Below are 14,230 nucleotides of genomic sequence, written 5' to 3'. Positions count from 1 at the left end.
CGTGCAAAAATTGAGCAGAACGACATGTTTTATTTGCAGTGAAAAATGAAATAAAGCTGTTATGCTTATTAAAGTTACGGGGTCACAGAAGAGCTCACAATGAAATATCAGCAATTGGAAAATCTTGAGAGCGGTTGGAAATGGAAATATCTGGTAAAGAAGCACCGTGAAGGTGAACGTATTACCCGCCATTTAGAAAACAGTGCCGCTCAGGACGCAGTTGATGAACTTTTAAAATTAGAGAACGAGCCGGTCAGAGTCCTCGACTGGATTGCCAATAACATGAACGTGGCTTTAGAGAACAGACTGAAGCAGACAATTCGTGCACGGCGTAAACGTCATTTCAACGCTGAACATCAGCATACGCGCAAGAAATCGATCGACCTCGAATTTTTAGTCTGGCAGCGGCTGGCTGGATTAGCTCAACGTCGCAGTGCAACGCTCTCTGATACAATTATTCAATTGTTGGAAGATGCGGAACGCAAAGAGAAGTACGCTACTCAAATGTCCTCCCTCAAAGAAGACCTGCAACAAATCCTCGGTAATAAAGAGTAGTCCCTTTCAGGGAAGTGCGCCGACCGGGATTGTCTATTCCCCCCTTTCAAACATAAAAAAACCCCGCCGAAGCGGGGTTTTTAATATCTGTGGTTAAACAGTATTAAAGTGGAATGACTTATGCCTGAGGCTGAGTCACAACGTCTTTGATACCTTTAACTTCGATTTCTACGCGACGATCTGGTGCCAGGCAAGCGATCTGAGCCTTGTTAGCACGGCCAGTTTTGTAGCCACAGGTGTTACCAGTGATAGAGTTAGTTTCGCCCATACCACGTGCAGAGATTTTATCTGACGGGATGCCTTTAGAAACTAAGTAATCAACCACGGTTTGAGCGCGTTGCTCAGACAGTTTCTGGTTAGACTGTTCAGAACCTACTGCATCGGTGTAACCCAGAACGACAACAGAACCGTCTTTAGGATCCATAGAGCTCAGTTGGGTATACAGCTGATCCAGAGCCTGTTGGCCTTCTGGTTTCAGGCTAGATTTGCCGAAGGTGAACAGAACGTCAGATTTCAGAGTGAACTTTTTGGTCTGAACAACTGGAGCTGGAGCTGCTGTTGGAGCAACAACTGGTGCAGCTGCTTCATCTTGACCGAAACGGTAAGAAACACCTACAGACAGCATTGCGTTATCAGGACGTGCACCAACGGTAGCAGCATCACCAATGTTGTTAACCCACTGGTAATCCAGACGAGTAGCCCAGTTTTTGGTTACAGCGTATTCCAAACCAACGGCTGCCAGTGGAGAAACGCCAGTGTCGTGGTCGCTGACACGGCTTGCTGCAGTAGTAGGGGTTGCACCAAAGTTACCTTTGGAGTCTGCACGCCAAACCATACCACCCAGACGAGTGTAGATGTCCAGTTCGTCAGTCAGTGGGTAGCTCAGTTTAGCAGTCAGCTGAACGCCCTGTGCTTTGAAAGCACCGTTGTTCGTGTCGCCTTTGTAAGGCATACGGCCAAGCCAGTCATATCCCATTTCAAAGCCCAGGTATTGGTTTGCTTGGTAACCTACAAACGCACCTGCACCCAGTTGGCTATCGTGGGTAGGGCCATTGCCGATACCTTCGTAAGCATTTGCGAAACCAGTGTCATGGTATTGGGACCAACCCAATTTACCACCGGTGTACCAGGTGTTATCTTTAGGGGCAGCTTGCGCTACGGTTGCGAAACCTGCCAGTGCCAGTGCTAATGTGATAGCTGTCTTTTTCATTTTTGCGCCTCGTTATCATCCAAATGGGCCAATTGAGCTTTAAGCATTTTAAGCCCTTGGTTAAAATCCTTGAGCCAAAGTTATTGCTTCCGTTAAGAACTTTGCCACTTTACGTTGGCATTATAGAGCAACCTTGGCGTTGTAAAGTCTACAACGTGGCGAGAAACTTACAAGCTTGATATGGAAAGAGGGGCGGAAAAAAGGCAAAAACGTACACATTTCTTAACATGTTTGGCTATATGTTGACGAAACTGTAGGGTTGGTTGCACCTTCTAAGACCATTTTTACCGACAAAAACGCACTTTTTAGCATAAATCACTAAATAACCGCTTATTTTCATCAGAATATTCCTAATTTGAACTAATGGTATACGGAGGACTGAATTTTTGCGATTGGTTGCTGTCCATGACCTGAGATTGCATCATTTGTAGGCCTCATTATGAATCCGTAGGCCCCTCCCTGAACTGCTGCTAACCGCAATCTTTCACGCTCTGAATCCGTCAGATCTGGCAACCATCCAAGTACTACGCTGTAGTTTCCCGTCTGCAAAGCTTTTTCCATAGCATCTACGGTCGACATCGCATTAATTTGGCTCACCTGTACAATTTTTCCAGCAGGAAGGCCTGATTGGGATATCCAATGGCGGCTGAGTTTTTGTTGTGGCGTAAGCCATAACAACCAACGCGATTGAAGTCCGAGATGTTGCAATACCGGTAAAAGTAACTGTGAAAAGGCTGGCTGGCTCTCGCTATAGACGAACTCAGTGATCAGACCATTATTTGTCGATGCCGGTGAAGTGATGCATTGAGACTTTGTAGAAAGCGCCTGATGACTGAAACGATGATTTGCCAGATGTTGAGTTCGCATAATGTGCCTCGCCAGTGGGTTACTGTATGTATGTACAGTACTCGTTGGTTGGACAAAGATCAACCCAATTTTTTCCAAGAAATCTCGCATATTTTGAAGGCAAATTCATGTAAACGCATTTTGTGTTTGGAGCTTCGAAGGACTTTGAGTATTTTGCTTTTAGTTGTCCGGGTAACTAGAAAGGGCACGTCTACATCCACACATGAAAGGATATCGCAATGATTAATCAATCAAAAAAAAGGATTTCTGAATCTAAACTACTTTTCGCTTCTTTAGGAAACATACATTCCAGATCGCAGTTTGGCGGTTATAGCCTGTCTGCGAATGGCATCATGTTTGCGCTCGTCTCCGAGGGGGAGTTATACCTGCGAGCGACCCCAGAGAATGAAAAACAATTTTGTTTAATGGGCATGGAATCCCTGATTTACCGTAAAAGAGGCATCGCCATCTCCTTACGTTACTTTAAGGTGGGTGAGAGACTTTGGGCGGAACCTGAGCGGCTTTTGTCTCTGGCGAAGAGTTCACTCGAGGGTATGCTTCATGACATCAAGACCAAAAAAAATGGTGATGCAAGGCTGAAGGATCTACCCAATATCAGCCTGAGTCTTGAACGTTTGCTTTGGCAGGTGGGGATATCAACATCTTCAGAATTAAGGGCGCACGGCGCATGCACAACTTATTTGAAACTGTGTTCGGTCAAGCAAAATGTGGGGCTGAATGTTTTGATGGCACTGGAAGGGGCCATCCTGGGGTTTCATGAGGCTGCGCTGCCTCATGATGCCCGTATCTTGCTGACTCAGTGGTATATTTCGCATCAGGCAGTGATGCCACTGCCTGCATGCTAACTCCACGTCAGCGAAAATTCAGTCTTGTTGGCGGGTATTTTATGCGTCAATAACGGGCAAAATTTTGCTGTTAAGATCGGTCAGCTCAGGAAGATGAGCAACCAGCAGACCTATTTGTTGTAACACCAACTGTTCCTTACTGTCAGACTCGGTGGTGCGCAGTTGAATGCGCACCATCAACTGTTCCAATGCCTTTTGAATACGGGCCGATTCAGAGGGTTCGTGATGGAGAGCACCATCAACGCAGCACGCCGCGTCATCAAGTAGACGTAAGGTTTCCTCATCATGTAGCTTCTCACGATGTGCCCCCAGCGCCGAGATATAGCTCAGCATGGTGTGGTTCAGGCACAATAGTCGGAATGCTGCTTCAAGCGTTTCCGGGTCGTTATTTTTTTCAGACGTCATATTTGAAACAACTGACGCAAGTTCTGCATCACAGTTATGCGCATCGCGCCTTGCTAGCCGGTAGTCCAGACCGTTGTCTTTGCCCTGATGATACTGAACCAAGATGGCGTCCAGATAACGACAATTAGCAGTAAAGGTCTTGTCTACCACCATCGGCAATTGTCGGAACTTCCAGTCTGGCCAGATAAACGTCACCGCCGCCCAGGCAATACCACAACCGATTAATGTGTCGATAATACGTGGGATCGCGATCTCGAACCCTTCACCCAGCAAGTTAAAGCACAGCAGCACCAGCAGTGTGATGAACATGGTGGCATGCGCGTATTGCACATTTCTGAATGCAAAAAACAGCACACCAGTGATGACGATGAGTATCATCTGGCCTTCAATAGAAGGCACGAAATACAAAATCGGGATCCCCAATGCAATCCCTGCCAGCGTGCCGATAATCCTCAATGCCAGACGGCGGCGTGTAGCATTGTAGTTTGGCTGACAGACGAACAGGCTGGTGAGCAAAATCCAATAGCCGTGATTCAGTCCACTGACCTGAATAAAGCCATAACCCACTACCAGTACGATTGCCATACGGATGGCATGGCGGAACAGTGCTGACTTTGGTGTCAGGTGGCGCGATATGCGTAACCAGATATCGTCGAGCCCGGTGAGCCTGTTTTCAGCAAACGGACTTTTACCGTCCTGGTTCTCAGGTAATGTTTGTTCCGACTCAATACTGGCTAACTGGGCGTCAATCGCGCGCAGGTTGCGCAGTAAATGGCGTAGCGCCTGAAGCATTTCCCTGTGTTGTGCCTGTGCATCCAGGCGCAACAGGGCTTCATCGAGACGTGAAAAAGCTCGCTCAAATTGGGTATTGTGGGAATATTTCTGCCGGTAAAGAATAGATTGCGAAAGCTGGGTGCAGGCACGGGCTTGCATACTCATCAGGCGCTGGAAGCGGAAAAGAATATCGCTGTGATGAAATTGTTCGCTGAGTTTTTTGTATTGAACATGCGACGAACTGGCCCGTTCGTGGATGTCCTGCACCACAAAATAGTAGTGTAGTGTTCTGCGCGTTCCTTTTTGGCCACGGTCACCTTTCAGGCGGGTTTGTAACGTATTCTTGGTTTGGTTCAGCGTGGCCACCAACTGGCCGTTAGCCATTGCCAGCTCCACCAGCTGTTTATTATCTTCCCCTTCCTGGTCAGGATCGAACAACGCCGCCTTAGCTTCAAGGTAATGTGCCAACTGCTGATAGCAACGTGAGATCAGGTCCTGTAACGGGCGAATGGGATAGAGAATATGTCCTGCGAGTGTGAGCAGGTTGTACCAGATGGCACCGCACAGCAGCAGTACCGGCTGCTGGTACCAGATGTGGTACATGCTGGTACCGAGCATGGTGTAAATGGCGATCAGTAATGCACCGAAAGCAATGGTGGCATAACGCTGGCCCAGCGCCCCGAGCAATATAAAACCACAGGTAGAGACCATCAGCCCTAATGCAAAGAACCATGGGTAAGGGAATAGCAGTTCAATGGATGCCGACGCAATAAAAAAACAAACCAGCGTGATCAGCAAATTCCTCAGCCTTCCGGCCAGCCGGTCATCCAGGTCGGCCAATGCAGCAGCGACCACGCCCAGTGTTAAAGGAATGGTGAGTGTCGGCAGGTGAAGCCACCAAGGAACCGCCGCCGCCCCGGTAAGCGCAATAAAAATACGGATGTTATAAAGAACATTGCTGTTGTAGGCATAACGCCTCAAACCCGGAGCAAAAGAGAGCACGACGAACTCCACGTGTTAAAAAGGGCTGATATCATGGCTGAAGAGGCCAGACGATAGTTAACGGATCCGGCCATTGGCGAGAGTGCGACTTGCATTGGCTTCACGCACCTGTTTTGCCAGTTCAACGGAAACCACACGCTGGCCGACAGGCCAAAGGGCAATCACGGCAATTTTGAAATTAGCGATACCGACTGGTATGCCAATAATGGTGCAACACTGCACAATGCCCGCCGCGATATGAGACAGGCACAACCACCAGCCGAAGAAGATAAACCAGAAAATATTCAGCAAAGTCCCGCCACCGGACAATACGGCATTGCGTTTTTCCGGGTACAATTCATTAACGTGCATGGCTTCGTTGCCAAAAGGCACCAGCGAAAGCCGCGTGATTTCCCAGCAGGAGCGGGTCAGTGGCAGAGTGAAGATCAGCAAGATGCTGATGAGAGTGGCCAGAAGCCACGCCAGCGTGGTAAATACACCACCCAAAACGAAATTCAGAATATTTAAAATAGCACGCATGTTATCACTCGGCTCAAGTCAGAAGAGGGGGTTGCCCCCGCAACGTTAACGGAAATTCTACCCTTTTTATTCTACCCTGATTTTGGGGGTAGAGTGCCAGCGCTTGTTGCAGGTAAACTGCCAATAAATCCTTAATTAATAATCAGCTATCAATAAGTGGCTCTTACAGCGAGAAAATGGCGTGATGATATGGAACTGAAATCGACTTCATTCGGGAAACATCTGGCACAACATCCTTATAACCGGGTGCGGCTGCTCAATGCAGGCGTCGAAGTCAGCGGCGATAAACATCACTACCTGATCCCTTTCAACCAGCTTATTCATATCCGCTGCAAGCGGGGAATCGTCTGGGGGGAGCTGGAATTTGAGCTACCGGAAGAAAAAGTCGTCAGGCTTCATGGGACCGAATGGCAGGAAACTCAGCTGTTTTATCAGCATCTTCTTAAGGTCTGGCAACGCTGGAGTGAGGAGATGAGTGAGGTCAGCGCCGGTGTCTTGCATCAGCAGGCTGAAAATATTGCGCGTATCGAACAACAGGACAAATGGTTCAAAAAAAGTGAGCTGTCTGTTGTTCAGCAGAATATCGCCGACGCTTTTTCTGCGGTGCCGGTTCCCGTTGAGCGCCTCGGTGAATTTAATAATTGTCGCGACGATTACGAACTCTGCCTGAAATGGCTACGTCAGGGGGCGCAGAGCGTCGATAAGCGCAATGCTGCCTGGACCGGGCGGGTTATCGAACAACACCGTGATTTCTTCGACAACATCGAAACCTCGCCGCTCAACAACAGTCAATGTCGTGCCGTGGTTAATGGGGAAGATGCTGTTCTGGTATTAGCCGGTGCGGGCAGTGGTAAAACTTCCGTGCTGGTGGCCCGCGCAGGGTGGTTGCTGCATCGTCAGGACGCGCATCCTGAACAGGTTTTGTTGCTGGCATTTGGCCGACAGGCGGCGGATGAAATGAATGCCCGCATCAACGAGCGGCTCAACACCTATGACATCAAGGCTAAAACCTTCCATGCGCTGGCGCTGCACATCATTCAGGAAGGCAGCAAAAAAACGCCAAAAATCAGCAAGCTGGAAACGGACAGTAAAGCACGGCGCAGTTTATTGATCAAAACCTGGCAGCAGCAGTGTGCCGAGAAAAAAGTGCAGGCCAGCGGTTGGCGTCAATGGATGACCGACGAGTTGGAGTGGGACGTTCCCGAAGGGGATTACTGGAAAAATAAAGCGCTGGCGGAGCGCCTGGGTAGCCGCCTTGAACGCTGGCTCGGGCTGATGCGCATGCACGGCGGTAGTCAGGCTGAAATGGTTGCACAGGCATCTGAAGACGTGCGGGACCTTTTCCTGAAACGCATCCGGTTAATGGCGCCTTTACTGAAAGCCTGGAAGTCGGCGCTAAAGGGGGAAGATGCGGTTGATTTTTCCGGCCTTATCCATCAGGCCGTGAATATTCTGGAGAAAGGGCGCTTTGTCAGCCCCTGGAAACATATTCTGGTCGACGAATTTCAGGACATTTCTCCGCAACGCGCACGTCTGTTAGCTGCCCTTCGCGAGCAAAATAGCCACACCAACCTATTTGCGGTCGGTGATGACTGGCAGGCGATCTACCGCTTCAGTGGGGCGGAACTGTCACTGACCACGGCATTTGCGGCGAATTTCGGTGATAGCGCGCAGTGCGCACTCGATACCACGTATCGCTTCAACGATCGCATTGGCGACATTGCCAATAAGTTCGTGTTGCAAAACCCTTACCAGCTGAAAAAACCGCTCAATAGTTTGACGAAGGGAAATAAGAAAAATGTAGTGATCCTGCCAGATGACCAGCTCGATGCCCTGTTGGATAAGCTCAGTGGCTTCGCTAAACCTGACGAGCGGATCCTGATCCTGGCCCGTTATCATCACCTGCGTCCTGAGGTTTTACAGAAAGCGGCCACCCGCTGGCCGAAGCTGAATATCGAATTTATGACCATTCATGCCAGTAAAGGTCAGCAGGCGGAATACGTGATTATTGCTGGGCTGCACGAAGGTAATGATGGTTTCCCTGCGGCAGCGCGCGAGTCGTTGCTGGAAGAGGTCTTATTGCCGGAGCCGGAGAATTTCGCCGATGCTGAAGAGCGGCGTCTGCTCTACGTCGCCATGACCCGTGCAAAACACAATGTCTGGCTATTGCAGAATAAATCCCAACCGTCGGTGTTTGTCGAACAGCTGGAAGATTTGGGCGTACCCGTTCAGCGTAAACCCTGACAGGTTAATGAGGATGCCCGCCAAACGTCCTGGAACAGACATTGACGGGCAAAAGGATGGCTTAATCTTTCAGGCGTGACCACAAATAGCGCTGGTAGTCAGGGATAGAAATTTCCACTTCCGACTTAAATAGCGGCGAGGCGATCAGGAAGTCTGCCGTGGCCAAATTGGTGGCCACCGGAATATTCCACACGGTCGCAAGACGTAACAGGGCTTTCACGTCCGGGTCATGGGGCACCGCGTTCAGCGGATCCCATAAGAAAATCAGCATGTCGATTTTCCCTTCCGCAATCATTGCGCCCACCTGTTGATCGCCGCCCATCGGGCCGCTCAACATGCTTTTTACCTCAATACCGGTATTGCGTTGCACCAAATTACCTGTGGTACCGGTGGCGTAAAGTGTGTGCAGTGCCAGTTCGGCCACATTCTTATCGACCCATTTCATCAGCATATTTTTGCAATGGTCATGTGCGACCAGCGCGATATGTTTTTTCTTGGCAATGGTGCGGGTGGTAAATTCCATCAATTTTCCCTTAAACGCAGAATCAAAAATGCAAAGTATGGTTGTATCCAGAATACTGAAACTGCGTTTCACTGCATAGCGCCAGCGCAATAATTATGGGATGAAAGTGCAATCCGTGACGCCGGTGGGGAAATTTGTGTGATGTCAGGCGTGTGGAAGGGTGAACCAGGAGAAAAAACGGCCAAAGTGAGGGGATGCGGTAAGCTGCGACCAGAAAGGAGGTAATGACTGCCCATGGTGTTGGCTGGCAGGCATCAAAGCCGAGAGCGGGGTAACGTTCGCTGTGGCCCCTCCTTGTTGTGCCAGAACAGCAAAATCAGGCACGGATGCTTTGAGGCCCGATTGATTGTAGTGGATCATCATTTTCACCACGTCGACAGAATTACTGTAGGCCACTGATCTCAGCACATCGCGTCGTGTGGCAACATCCTGGCCGTTTTCATCAACCACGCGGTAGTTAAGATTTTTACTGAAGAATGCGGCGTCCATTTCATTATCCAGCGCAGGTAGTTCAAACGAGACAGAGCGTAAACCTTTGGCGCTAAACGTGACGATCATGGCGGGGGAGTGGTAGGTCAACGGGGCCATCATGGCGGGGTGCAGATTTTTACTCACCTGAAACAAAATTTGGTGCTGTCCCGCATCCACCTCAAGACTGTCTGCTCCTTTGAGGATCGCACCAGACATTTTTTTTCCGTCAATAACCAGTAGATCCAGATCGGGTGAAAGTTTCAGGCTGGTCGCACATGCGGGTGCCAGCAGGCAAACCGACAATAAAGCGGTCATCATTCTGACTTTCATTTCTCACCCCTTAACTGCTACCGACAACTTCTATTATTGAGCAATACAGATAGTGTGTCAAAGTTTTGCAGAATGTATTTATGTTTACTTCTTGAAACACTATTTCTAAAATTCTGCGTCCGGTCGTGTGAGACGAAAGGCTGCCAAACCTAAAAGGCTGCGTTACACTTTGCTTACGCCCTTTAATGAGGTTTTTGCAATGCACGATGATGATATCAGCACCATCCTTAACGACGTTAAAACCATCGCTTTAGTTGGGGCTAGTGATAATCCTTCCCGCCCGAGTTTTGGGGTGATGAAGTATTTGCTCTCTCAGGGGTATCAGGTAACGCCAGTGAGCCCGAAATTAGCCGGTACAACCCTGCTGGGGCAAAAAGCCTATGCGACGCTGGCTGAGATCCCCCATCCGGTGGACATGGTTGATGTCTTTCGCAATGCCGAAGCGGCTTTTGGTGTAGCACAGGAAGCCGTGGATATTGGAGCAAAAGTGTTATGGCTTCAGCTCGGGGTGATCAACCTTCAGGCAGAGGAATTGGCAACGCAGGTTGGGCTGAAAGTGGTTATGGATCGCTGCCCGAAAATTGAGATCCCGCGATTAGGTCTGGAAAAATAACCCGGTGATGCGCTTATCGGGCACAAAAAAACCGGTCTGAGAAGACCGGTTTTTCATCAAAGACATGCGCCTTTTCAGGTTTAGTTTCGCAGGCGTGGAGCCAGTAACTGATTACGAATAGACTCTGCCAAATCGTCCAGCGAAGTTTGCTCAGGATGTGAGCGTGCGGCTTCGTGATCGATTTGGATCTCTGCCAGATAAGTGTGCACTGGCTGGCCTTTATCATCTTCCATTACCACGTGATACCACGGCGCCGTGCGCATGGCGTCGTCGGCTTCAACGTCGTCGGCATCCGGTTTATCCAGTGAATATTCCGCATCAACGTCAATCACTACCCCTAAATACCCTAACAGTCTGTGGCGGACCTGCTGGCCTATACCGAATTTGCTGGCAATCATAGTCACCTCTTGAAATTACATTCTACCTTCTAATATGGAGGCAGGACGCTCGATTTCAAGTTTTTACCCCGTTATGCCCTGAGGATGGGTGATCTGAGCCAGGATAAAGCACAGATCGATAACATCAGGACATGACTACGCAGGCAAAACCTTTCAGGTAAAGACCTTCTGGATAAGAACCGATCACCGGATGATCAGCTGCCTGACGGAACTGCTCCACAAACTGGATTTCACGATGAGCATCCAGCGCGGCATCGGCCAGGATCTTCTGGAATAAATCGGTTGGCAGCAGGCCGGAACAGGAGAAACTCAGTAAAATTCCGCCTGGACGCAATAACTGTAATGCCAGCATGTTGATATCTTTGTAACCACGACAGGCGCTGGCCAGCTGATTTTTGTTTTCGACAAACTTCGGCGGGTCCATCACGATCATGTCGAACTGTTCGCCTTCCGCACGGTATTTGCGTAGCAGCTGGAACACGTCTTCGCGGACAAATTCCACTTTAGACAGGTCCAGATTATTCAGCTCGACGTTCTGGCGGGCGATATCCAGTGCGCTTTGTGAAGTATCGACGTTGATCACTTTCTCACAACCGCCCATCAGCGCAGATACCGCGAAAGCACCGGTGTAAGAGAAACAGTTCAGAACTTTACGGCCTTCGGCATATTTACGCGCGGCCAGACGGCTGTCACGCTGGTCAAGGTAGAAGCCGGTTTTATGGCCTTCCTTAATATCGACCAGCAGACTCATGCCATGTTCCTGAATCGGCAACAGGGCTGGGGGCTCTTCGCCGAATATGTGGCCCTGAGTCAATTCCAGGCCCTCTTTCTTACGCACGGCGACGTCAGAACGGTCCCAGATTGCGCATTCCGGGTAACATTTTTGCAGCGCGGCCAGCAGAGGCGCGCGCTGATATTCCGCACCGGCAGAGAGCAATTGCAGCACCAGGAAGTTCTGGAAGCGGTCGATGGTGATCCCCGGCAGGCCGTCGGATTCACCAGCAATCAGGCGGTAGCTGTCGAGGCTATCGCGCCTGGCAATCCAGTCACGCCAGCTCTGCGCTTGCTGCAAGCGGCGGACGAAAAACTCGATATCAATGTCTTCATCCTGGCGGAATGTCCAGATGCGGGCACGGATTTGCGAAGAGGGGGAATAGGCACCGCGGGCCAGCCATTTCCCCTGATTGTCTACAATATCAATAGTGTCGCCAGAATTAGCTTTGCCTTCGACACGGGTAACCGCGCCGGAAAACACCCACGGATGGCGGCGCAGGAGGGATTTTTCGCGGCCTTTGGCCAGAAATAAACGAGCAGTCATAGAGTTAGGTTCTGTCAGTTCGGAGACAAAAAAAGAGCGTCATTGTCCGGGCAAGCAGTCGAAATTGCAACGAACCATACCGCTAACGGAGAGAATATTATGGCAAAAATCAGTATAGCCGCCTATGTCTACGGCCGGGTACAAGGTGTCGGATTTCGTTTCGCGACACAGCATCAGGCCACTGCACTGGGTCTGACCGGTTATGCCAAAAATCTGGATGACGGCAGTGTCGAAGTGGTGGTCTGCGGCGAGCAGGAAAACGTCGAGCAATTACTTGAATGGCTGAAACTGGGTGGGCCTAAACACGCCACCGTAGACCGCGTACTCAGCGAACCTGTTGCACCGGGCGAGTTTAGCGAATTTAAAATCCGCCACTGATTTTCAGTCGTTGGCTTACAGGCATTTCACCGGCTTCGGCAGCCCGGCAATCTTAGTCGCCTGTTTGGCCGGACCTTGTGGGAACAGTCGGAACAAATACCGGCTGTTGCCTTTTTCTTCGCCATACTTTTGGCCCATAGCTTTCACCAGCATACGAATGGCGGGCGACGTATTGAATTCCAGATAGAATCCGCGCACAAAGTGGATCACTTCCCAGTGTGCGTCTGTCAGGGTGATGGCTTCCTGTTCGGCCAGCAGCGGGGCCAGGGCTTCGTCCCAGTCAGCGCTGTTTTTCAGATAACCCTGCGCATCGGTCTCAATTTCACGACCTGCAAACTCCAGCATAAAACCTCAAAGCGGTAAAAAACTCAGCCCACAGTCTACCAAAAAGAGGTTCAGCACAAAATAAAAAGCCCCGCATTCGCGAGGCTCTGACACATCTTCCTGGAGAGTTAGTTGCTGCGTGACAGCCCTAAAATACTCAGCAGGCTGACAAATACGTTATACAGCGAGACATACAGGCTGACCGTGGCACGAATATAATTGGTTTCACCACCGTGAATAATATTACTGGTCTCCCACAAAATCGCGCCTGCCGAGAACAGAATAAACAGGCAGCTGATCGCCAGCGACAGCGCCGGGATTTGCAGGAAAAGATTCGCGATAACCGCGACCAGCAGCACCACAAAACCGGCCATCATCATGCCTGACAGGAACGACATGTCTTTGCGCGTTGTCAGCACGTAGGCGGAACAGCAGAAGAACACCAGCGCGGTACCGCCAAGCGCCAGCATAATAATGTCACCGGCGCCGACAGACAGCAGTGAACTGAGCATCGGGCCTAAGGTGTAACCCATAAAGCCGGTCAGCGCGAAGGCCGCGAGGATACCTACCGGGCGATCGGCGGTGCGGTAGGTCAGGAACATCAGACCATAAAAGCCGACCAGCGTGATCAGCATGCCCGGAGAGGGCAGACGCAGCAACGTACTGGCAGTCGCGGTCATCGCAGAAACACCCAGCGTCAGTGCGAGCAGAAAATAAGTATTACGCAGCACCCGGTGTGTGCTGAGCAGTGAGCCTGCACGTGAAGACGAAGAGGCAACAATACGATCCATAATTAAATTCTCACTCTTAAAATAGAATTGGAGTCGGTGAAAATAGAGTCAGACTGGAGTGTAAGTAGTTGCCTTGCGTTATCAAAGACGTTTTACCCTTCTTTACCTCGCCAGGCGTGGCCGGGCAGGGTTTCCTGACGTCACAATCGCCGTAATGATGCTTAAATCACCGTTTGATAACCGAATGCCTGTTTTTCAGGCAATCGGATAGAATCAGGCTTTACAAGAGGATCGGCTATGTTTATAGTTCGCTTCGTTGCGGAGGGGTGGCCGAGCGGCTGAAGGCACCGGTCTTGAAAACCGGCGATGGGAAACCATTCGAGAGTTCGAATCTCTCCTCCTCCGCCATAAACAACACAAGAAAGCTGCTAAGTCATTAGCGGCTTTTTTTGTATCTGAAATTCATGAGCACTGTGTAAATGTTCATAAAATCAACAAACTAGCCTGAAAATAATATTTGCATCTTTTTTTCGGTCTTGTATACTACGCCCCGTACTGAGCGACTGATGTCGGTCGGTGCTTGTTGTTTACGGAGGGGTGGCCGAGGGGCTGAAGGCACCGGTCTTGAAAACCGGCGATGGGAAACCATTCGAGAGTTCGAATCTCTCCTCCTCCGCCATAAACAACACATCAAAGCTGCTAAGCAATTAGCGGCTTTTTTTG

15 protein-coding genes and 2 tRNA genes are annotated in these 14,230 nt (G+C 50.0%); 7 read left to right on the top strand and 10 right to left on the bottom strand.

Annotated elements, in window-relative coordinates:
- The first annotated feature begins 99 nt into the window (after positions 1-99).
- Positions 100-555 (top strand): macrodomain Ter protein MatP, encoded by a 456-nt coding sequence (matP, locus tag EAH77_RS02180; protein ID WP_140470153.1) that lies wholly within the window; start codon positions 100-102, stop codon positions 553-555.
- A 118-nt stretch (positions 556-673) separates the two neighbouring features.
- Here the strand turns inward: matP and ompA are convergent, their stop codons facing one another.
- Complete coding sequence (ompA, locus tag EAH77_RS02175; protein WP_140470152.1) at positions 674-1,765, bottom strand: porin OmpA; 1,092 nt, start codon at positions 1,763-1,765, stop codon at positions 674-676.
- Positions 1,766-2,125: 360 nt separating this feature from the next.
- Positions 2,126-2,632 carry an SOS-induced cell division inhibitor SulA gene (gene sulA, locus EAH77_RS02170; RefSeq protein WP_140470151.1) on the bottom strand — a complete coding sequence of 169 codons (507 nt, stop codon included), beginning with the start codon at positions 2,630-2,632 and terminating at the stop codon, positions 2,126-2,128.
- 218 nt (positions 2,633-2,850) lie between these two features.
- Here sulA and EAH77_RS02165 point away from each other — a divergent pair, with 218 nt between their 5' ends.
- Positions 2,851-3,477: a TfoX/Sxy family DNA transformation protein gene (locus tag EAH77_RS02165; protein WP_140470150.1), complete on the top strand. Its 627-nt coding sequence runs from the start codon at positions 2,851-2,853 to the stop codon at positions 3,475-3,477.
- 39 nt (positions 3,478-3,516) lie between these two features.
- Here EAH77_RS02165 and yccS read toward each other — a convergent pair whose 3' ends face one another.
- Positions 3,517-5,658 carry a YccS family putative transporter gene (yccS, locus tag EAH77_RS02160; protein WP_140470149.1) on the bottom strand — a complete coding sequence of 714 codons (2,142 nt, stop codon included), beginning with the start codon at positions 5,656-5,658 and terminating at the stop codon, positions 3,517-3,519.
- Positions 5,659-5,715: 57 nt separating this feature from the next.
- On the bottom strand, positions 5,716-6,177 hold the full coding sequence (locus tag EAH77_RS02155) for a YccF domain-containing protein (protein ID WP_140470148.1): 462 nt from the start codon (positions 6,175-6,177) through the stop codon (positions 5,716-5,718).
- A gap of 189 nt (positions 6,178-6,366) precedes the next feature.
- Here EAH77_RS02155 and helD point away from each other — a divergent pair, with 189 nt between their 5' ends.
- Positions 6,367-8,421 (top strand): DNA helicase IV, encoded by a 2,055-nt coding sequence (gene helD / locus EAH77_RS02150; protein WP_140470147.1) that lies wholly within the window; start codon positions 6,367-6,369, stop codon positions 8,419-8,421.
- 61 nt (positions 8,422-8,482) lie between these two features.
- Here the strand turns inward: helD and EAH77_RS02145 are convergent, their stop codons facing one another.
- Together EAH77_RS02145 and EAH77_RS02140 are read right to left on the bottom strand one after the other, a co-directional pair.
- Positions 8,483-8,944: a methylglyoxal synthase gene (locus EAH77_RS02145; protein WP_140470146.1), complete on the bottom strand. Its 462-nt coding sequence runs from the start codon at positions 8,942-8,944 to the stop codon at positions 8,483-8,485.
- 144 nt (positions 8,945-9,088) lie between these two features.
- Positions 9,089-9,745, bottom strand: coding sequence for a DUF2057 family protein (locus tag EAH77_RS02140; RefSeq protein ID WP_140470145.1), 657 nt, complete (start codon positions 9,743-9,745; stop codon positions 9,089-9,091).
- A gap of 199 nt (positions 9,746-9,944) precedes the next feature.
- Here EAH77_RS02140 and EAH77_RS02135 point away from each other — a divergent pair, with 199 nt between their 5' ends.
- Positions 9,945-10,358: a CoA-binding protein gene (locus EAH77_RS02135; RefSeq protein ID WP_140470144.1), complete on the top strand. Its 414-nt coding sequence runs from the start codon at positions 9,945-9,947 to the stop codon at positions 10,356-10,358.
- A gap of 80 nt (positions 10,359-10,438) precedes the next feature.
- Here EAH77_RS02135 and hspQ read toward each other — a convergent pair whose 3' ends face one another.
- On the bottom strand, positions 10,439-10,756 hold the full coding sequence (gene hspQ / locus EAH77_RS02130) for a heat shock protein HspQ (RefSeq protein ID WP_140470143.1): 318 nt from the start codon (positions 10,754-10,756) through the stop codon (positions 10,439-10,441).
- Positions 10,757-10,880: 124 nt separating this feature from the next.
- The gene (rlmI, locus tag EAH77_RS02125; protein ID WP_140470142.1) at positions 10,881-12,074 is read right to left on the bottom strand and encodes a 23S rRNA (cytosine(1962)-C(5))-methyltransferase RlmI; all 1,194 of its coding nucleotides are present in this window, start codon (positions 12,072-12,074) and stop codon (positions 10,881-10,883) included.
- 99 nt (positions 12,075-12,173) lie between these two features.
- On the opposite strand from rlmI, the gene yccX reads away from it, so the two are divergent.
- Positions 12,174-12,452: an acylphosphatase gene (gene yccX / locus EAH77_RS02120; protein WP_140470141.1), complete on the top strand. Its 279-nt coding sequence runs from the start codon at positions 12,174-12,176 to the stop codon at positions 12,450-12,452.
- A gap of 15 nt (positions 12,453-12,467) precedes the next feature.
- Here yccX and tusE read toward each other — a convergent pair whose 3' ends face one another.
- Both tusE and yccA read right to left on the bottom strand, forming a co-directional pair.
- Positions 12,468-12,797, bottom strand: a complete 330-nt coding sequence (gene tusE / locus EAH77_RS02115) for a sulfurtransferase TusE (protein WP_140470140.1) — start codon at positions 12,795-12,797, stop codon at positions 12,468-12,470.
- Between the two features lie 107 nt (positions 12,798-12,904).
- Complete coding sequence (gene yccA / locus EAH77_RS02110) at positions 12,905-13,567, bottom strand: FtsH protease modulator YccA (protein WP_140470139.1); 663 nt, start codon at positions 13,565-13,567, stop codon at positions 12,905-12,907.
- Between the two features lie 260 nt (positions 13,568-13,827).
- Between yccA and EAH77_RS02105 the strand changes: the two genes are divergently transcribed.
- Together EAH77_RS02105 and EAH77_RS02100 are read left to right on the top strand one after the other, a co-directional pair.
- Positions 13,828-13,915, top strand: a tRNA-Ser gene (locus EAH77_RS02105).
- A gap of 183 nt (positions 13,916-14,098) precedes the next feature.
- Positions 14,099-14,186 (top strand) — tRNA-Ser (locus EAH77_RS02100).
- Positions 14,187-14,230: the final 44 nt, after the last annotated feature.

Origin of the sequence: Ewingella americana, assembly GCF_006438725.1 — a bacterium.
Lineage (GTDB): Bacteria > Pseudomonadota > Gammaproteobacteria > Enterobacterales > Enterobacteriaceae > Ewingella > Ewingella americana_A.
This window is presented reverse-complemented; position numbering and strand designations above follow the sequence as displayed.

Coding starts and splice junctions, on each gene's coding strand:
- matP (WP_140470153.1), top strand. CDS start 100: ATGAAATATCAGCAATTGGAAAATCTTGAGAGCGGTTGGAAATGGAAA.
- ompA (WP_140470152.1), bottom strand. CDS start 1,765: ATGAAAAAGACAGCTATCACATTAGCACTGGCACTGGCAGGTTTCGCA.
- sulA (WP_140470151.1), bottom strand. CDS start 2,632: ATGCGAACTCAACATCTGGCAAATCATCGTTTCAGTCATCAGGCGCTT.
- EAH77_RS02165 (WP_140470150.1), top strand. CDS start 2,851: ATGATTAATCAATCAAAAAAAAGGATTTCTGAATCTAAACTACTTTTC.
- EAH77_RS02155 (WP_140470148.1), bottom strand. CDS start 6,177: ATGCGTGCTATTTTAAATATTCTGAATTTCGTTTTGGGTGGTGTATTT.
- helD (WP_140470147.1), top strand. CDS start 6,367: ATGGAACTGAAATCGACTTCATTCGGGAAACATCTGGCACAACATCCT.
- EAH77_RS02145 (WP_140470146.1), bottom strand. CDS start 8,944: ATGGAATTTACCACCCGCACCATTGCCAAGAAAAAACATATCGCGCTG.
- EAH77_RS02140 (WP_140470145.1), bottom strand. CDS start 9,745: ATGAAAGTCAGAATGATGACCGCTTTATTGTCGGTTTGCCTGCTGGCA.
- EAH77_RS02135 (WP_140470144.1), top strand. CDS start 9,945: ATGCACGATGATGATATCAGCACCATCCTTAACGACGTTAAAACCATC.
- hspQ (WP_140470143.1), bottom strand. CDS start 10,756: ATGATTGCCAGCAAATTCGGTATAGGCCAGCAGGTCCGCCACAGACTG.
- rlmI (WP_140470142.1), bottom strand. CDS start 12,074: ATGACTGCTCGTTTATTTCTGGCCAAAGGCCGCGAAAAATCCCTCCTG.
- yccX (WP_140470141.1), top strand. CDS start 12,174: ATGGCAAAAATCAGTATAGCCGCCTATGTCTACGGCCGGGTACAAGGT.
- tusE (WP_140470140.1), bottom strand. CDS start 12,797: ATGCTGGAGTTTGCAGGTCGTGAAATTGAGACCGATGCGCAGGGTTAT.
- yccA (WP_140470139.1), bottom strand. CDS start 13,567: ATGGATCGTATTGTTGCCTCTTCGTCTTCACGTGCAGGCTCACTGCTC.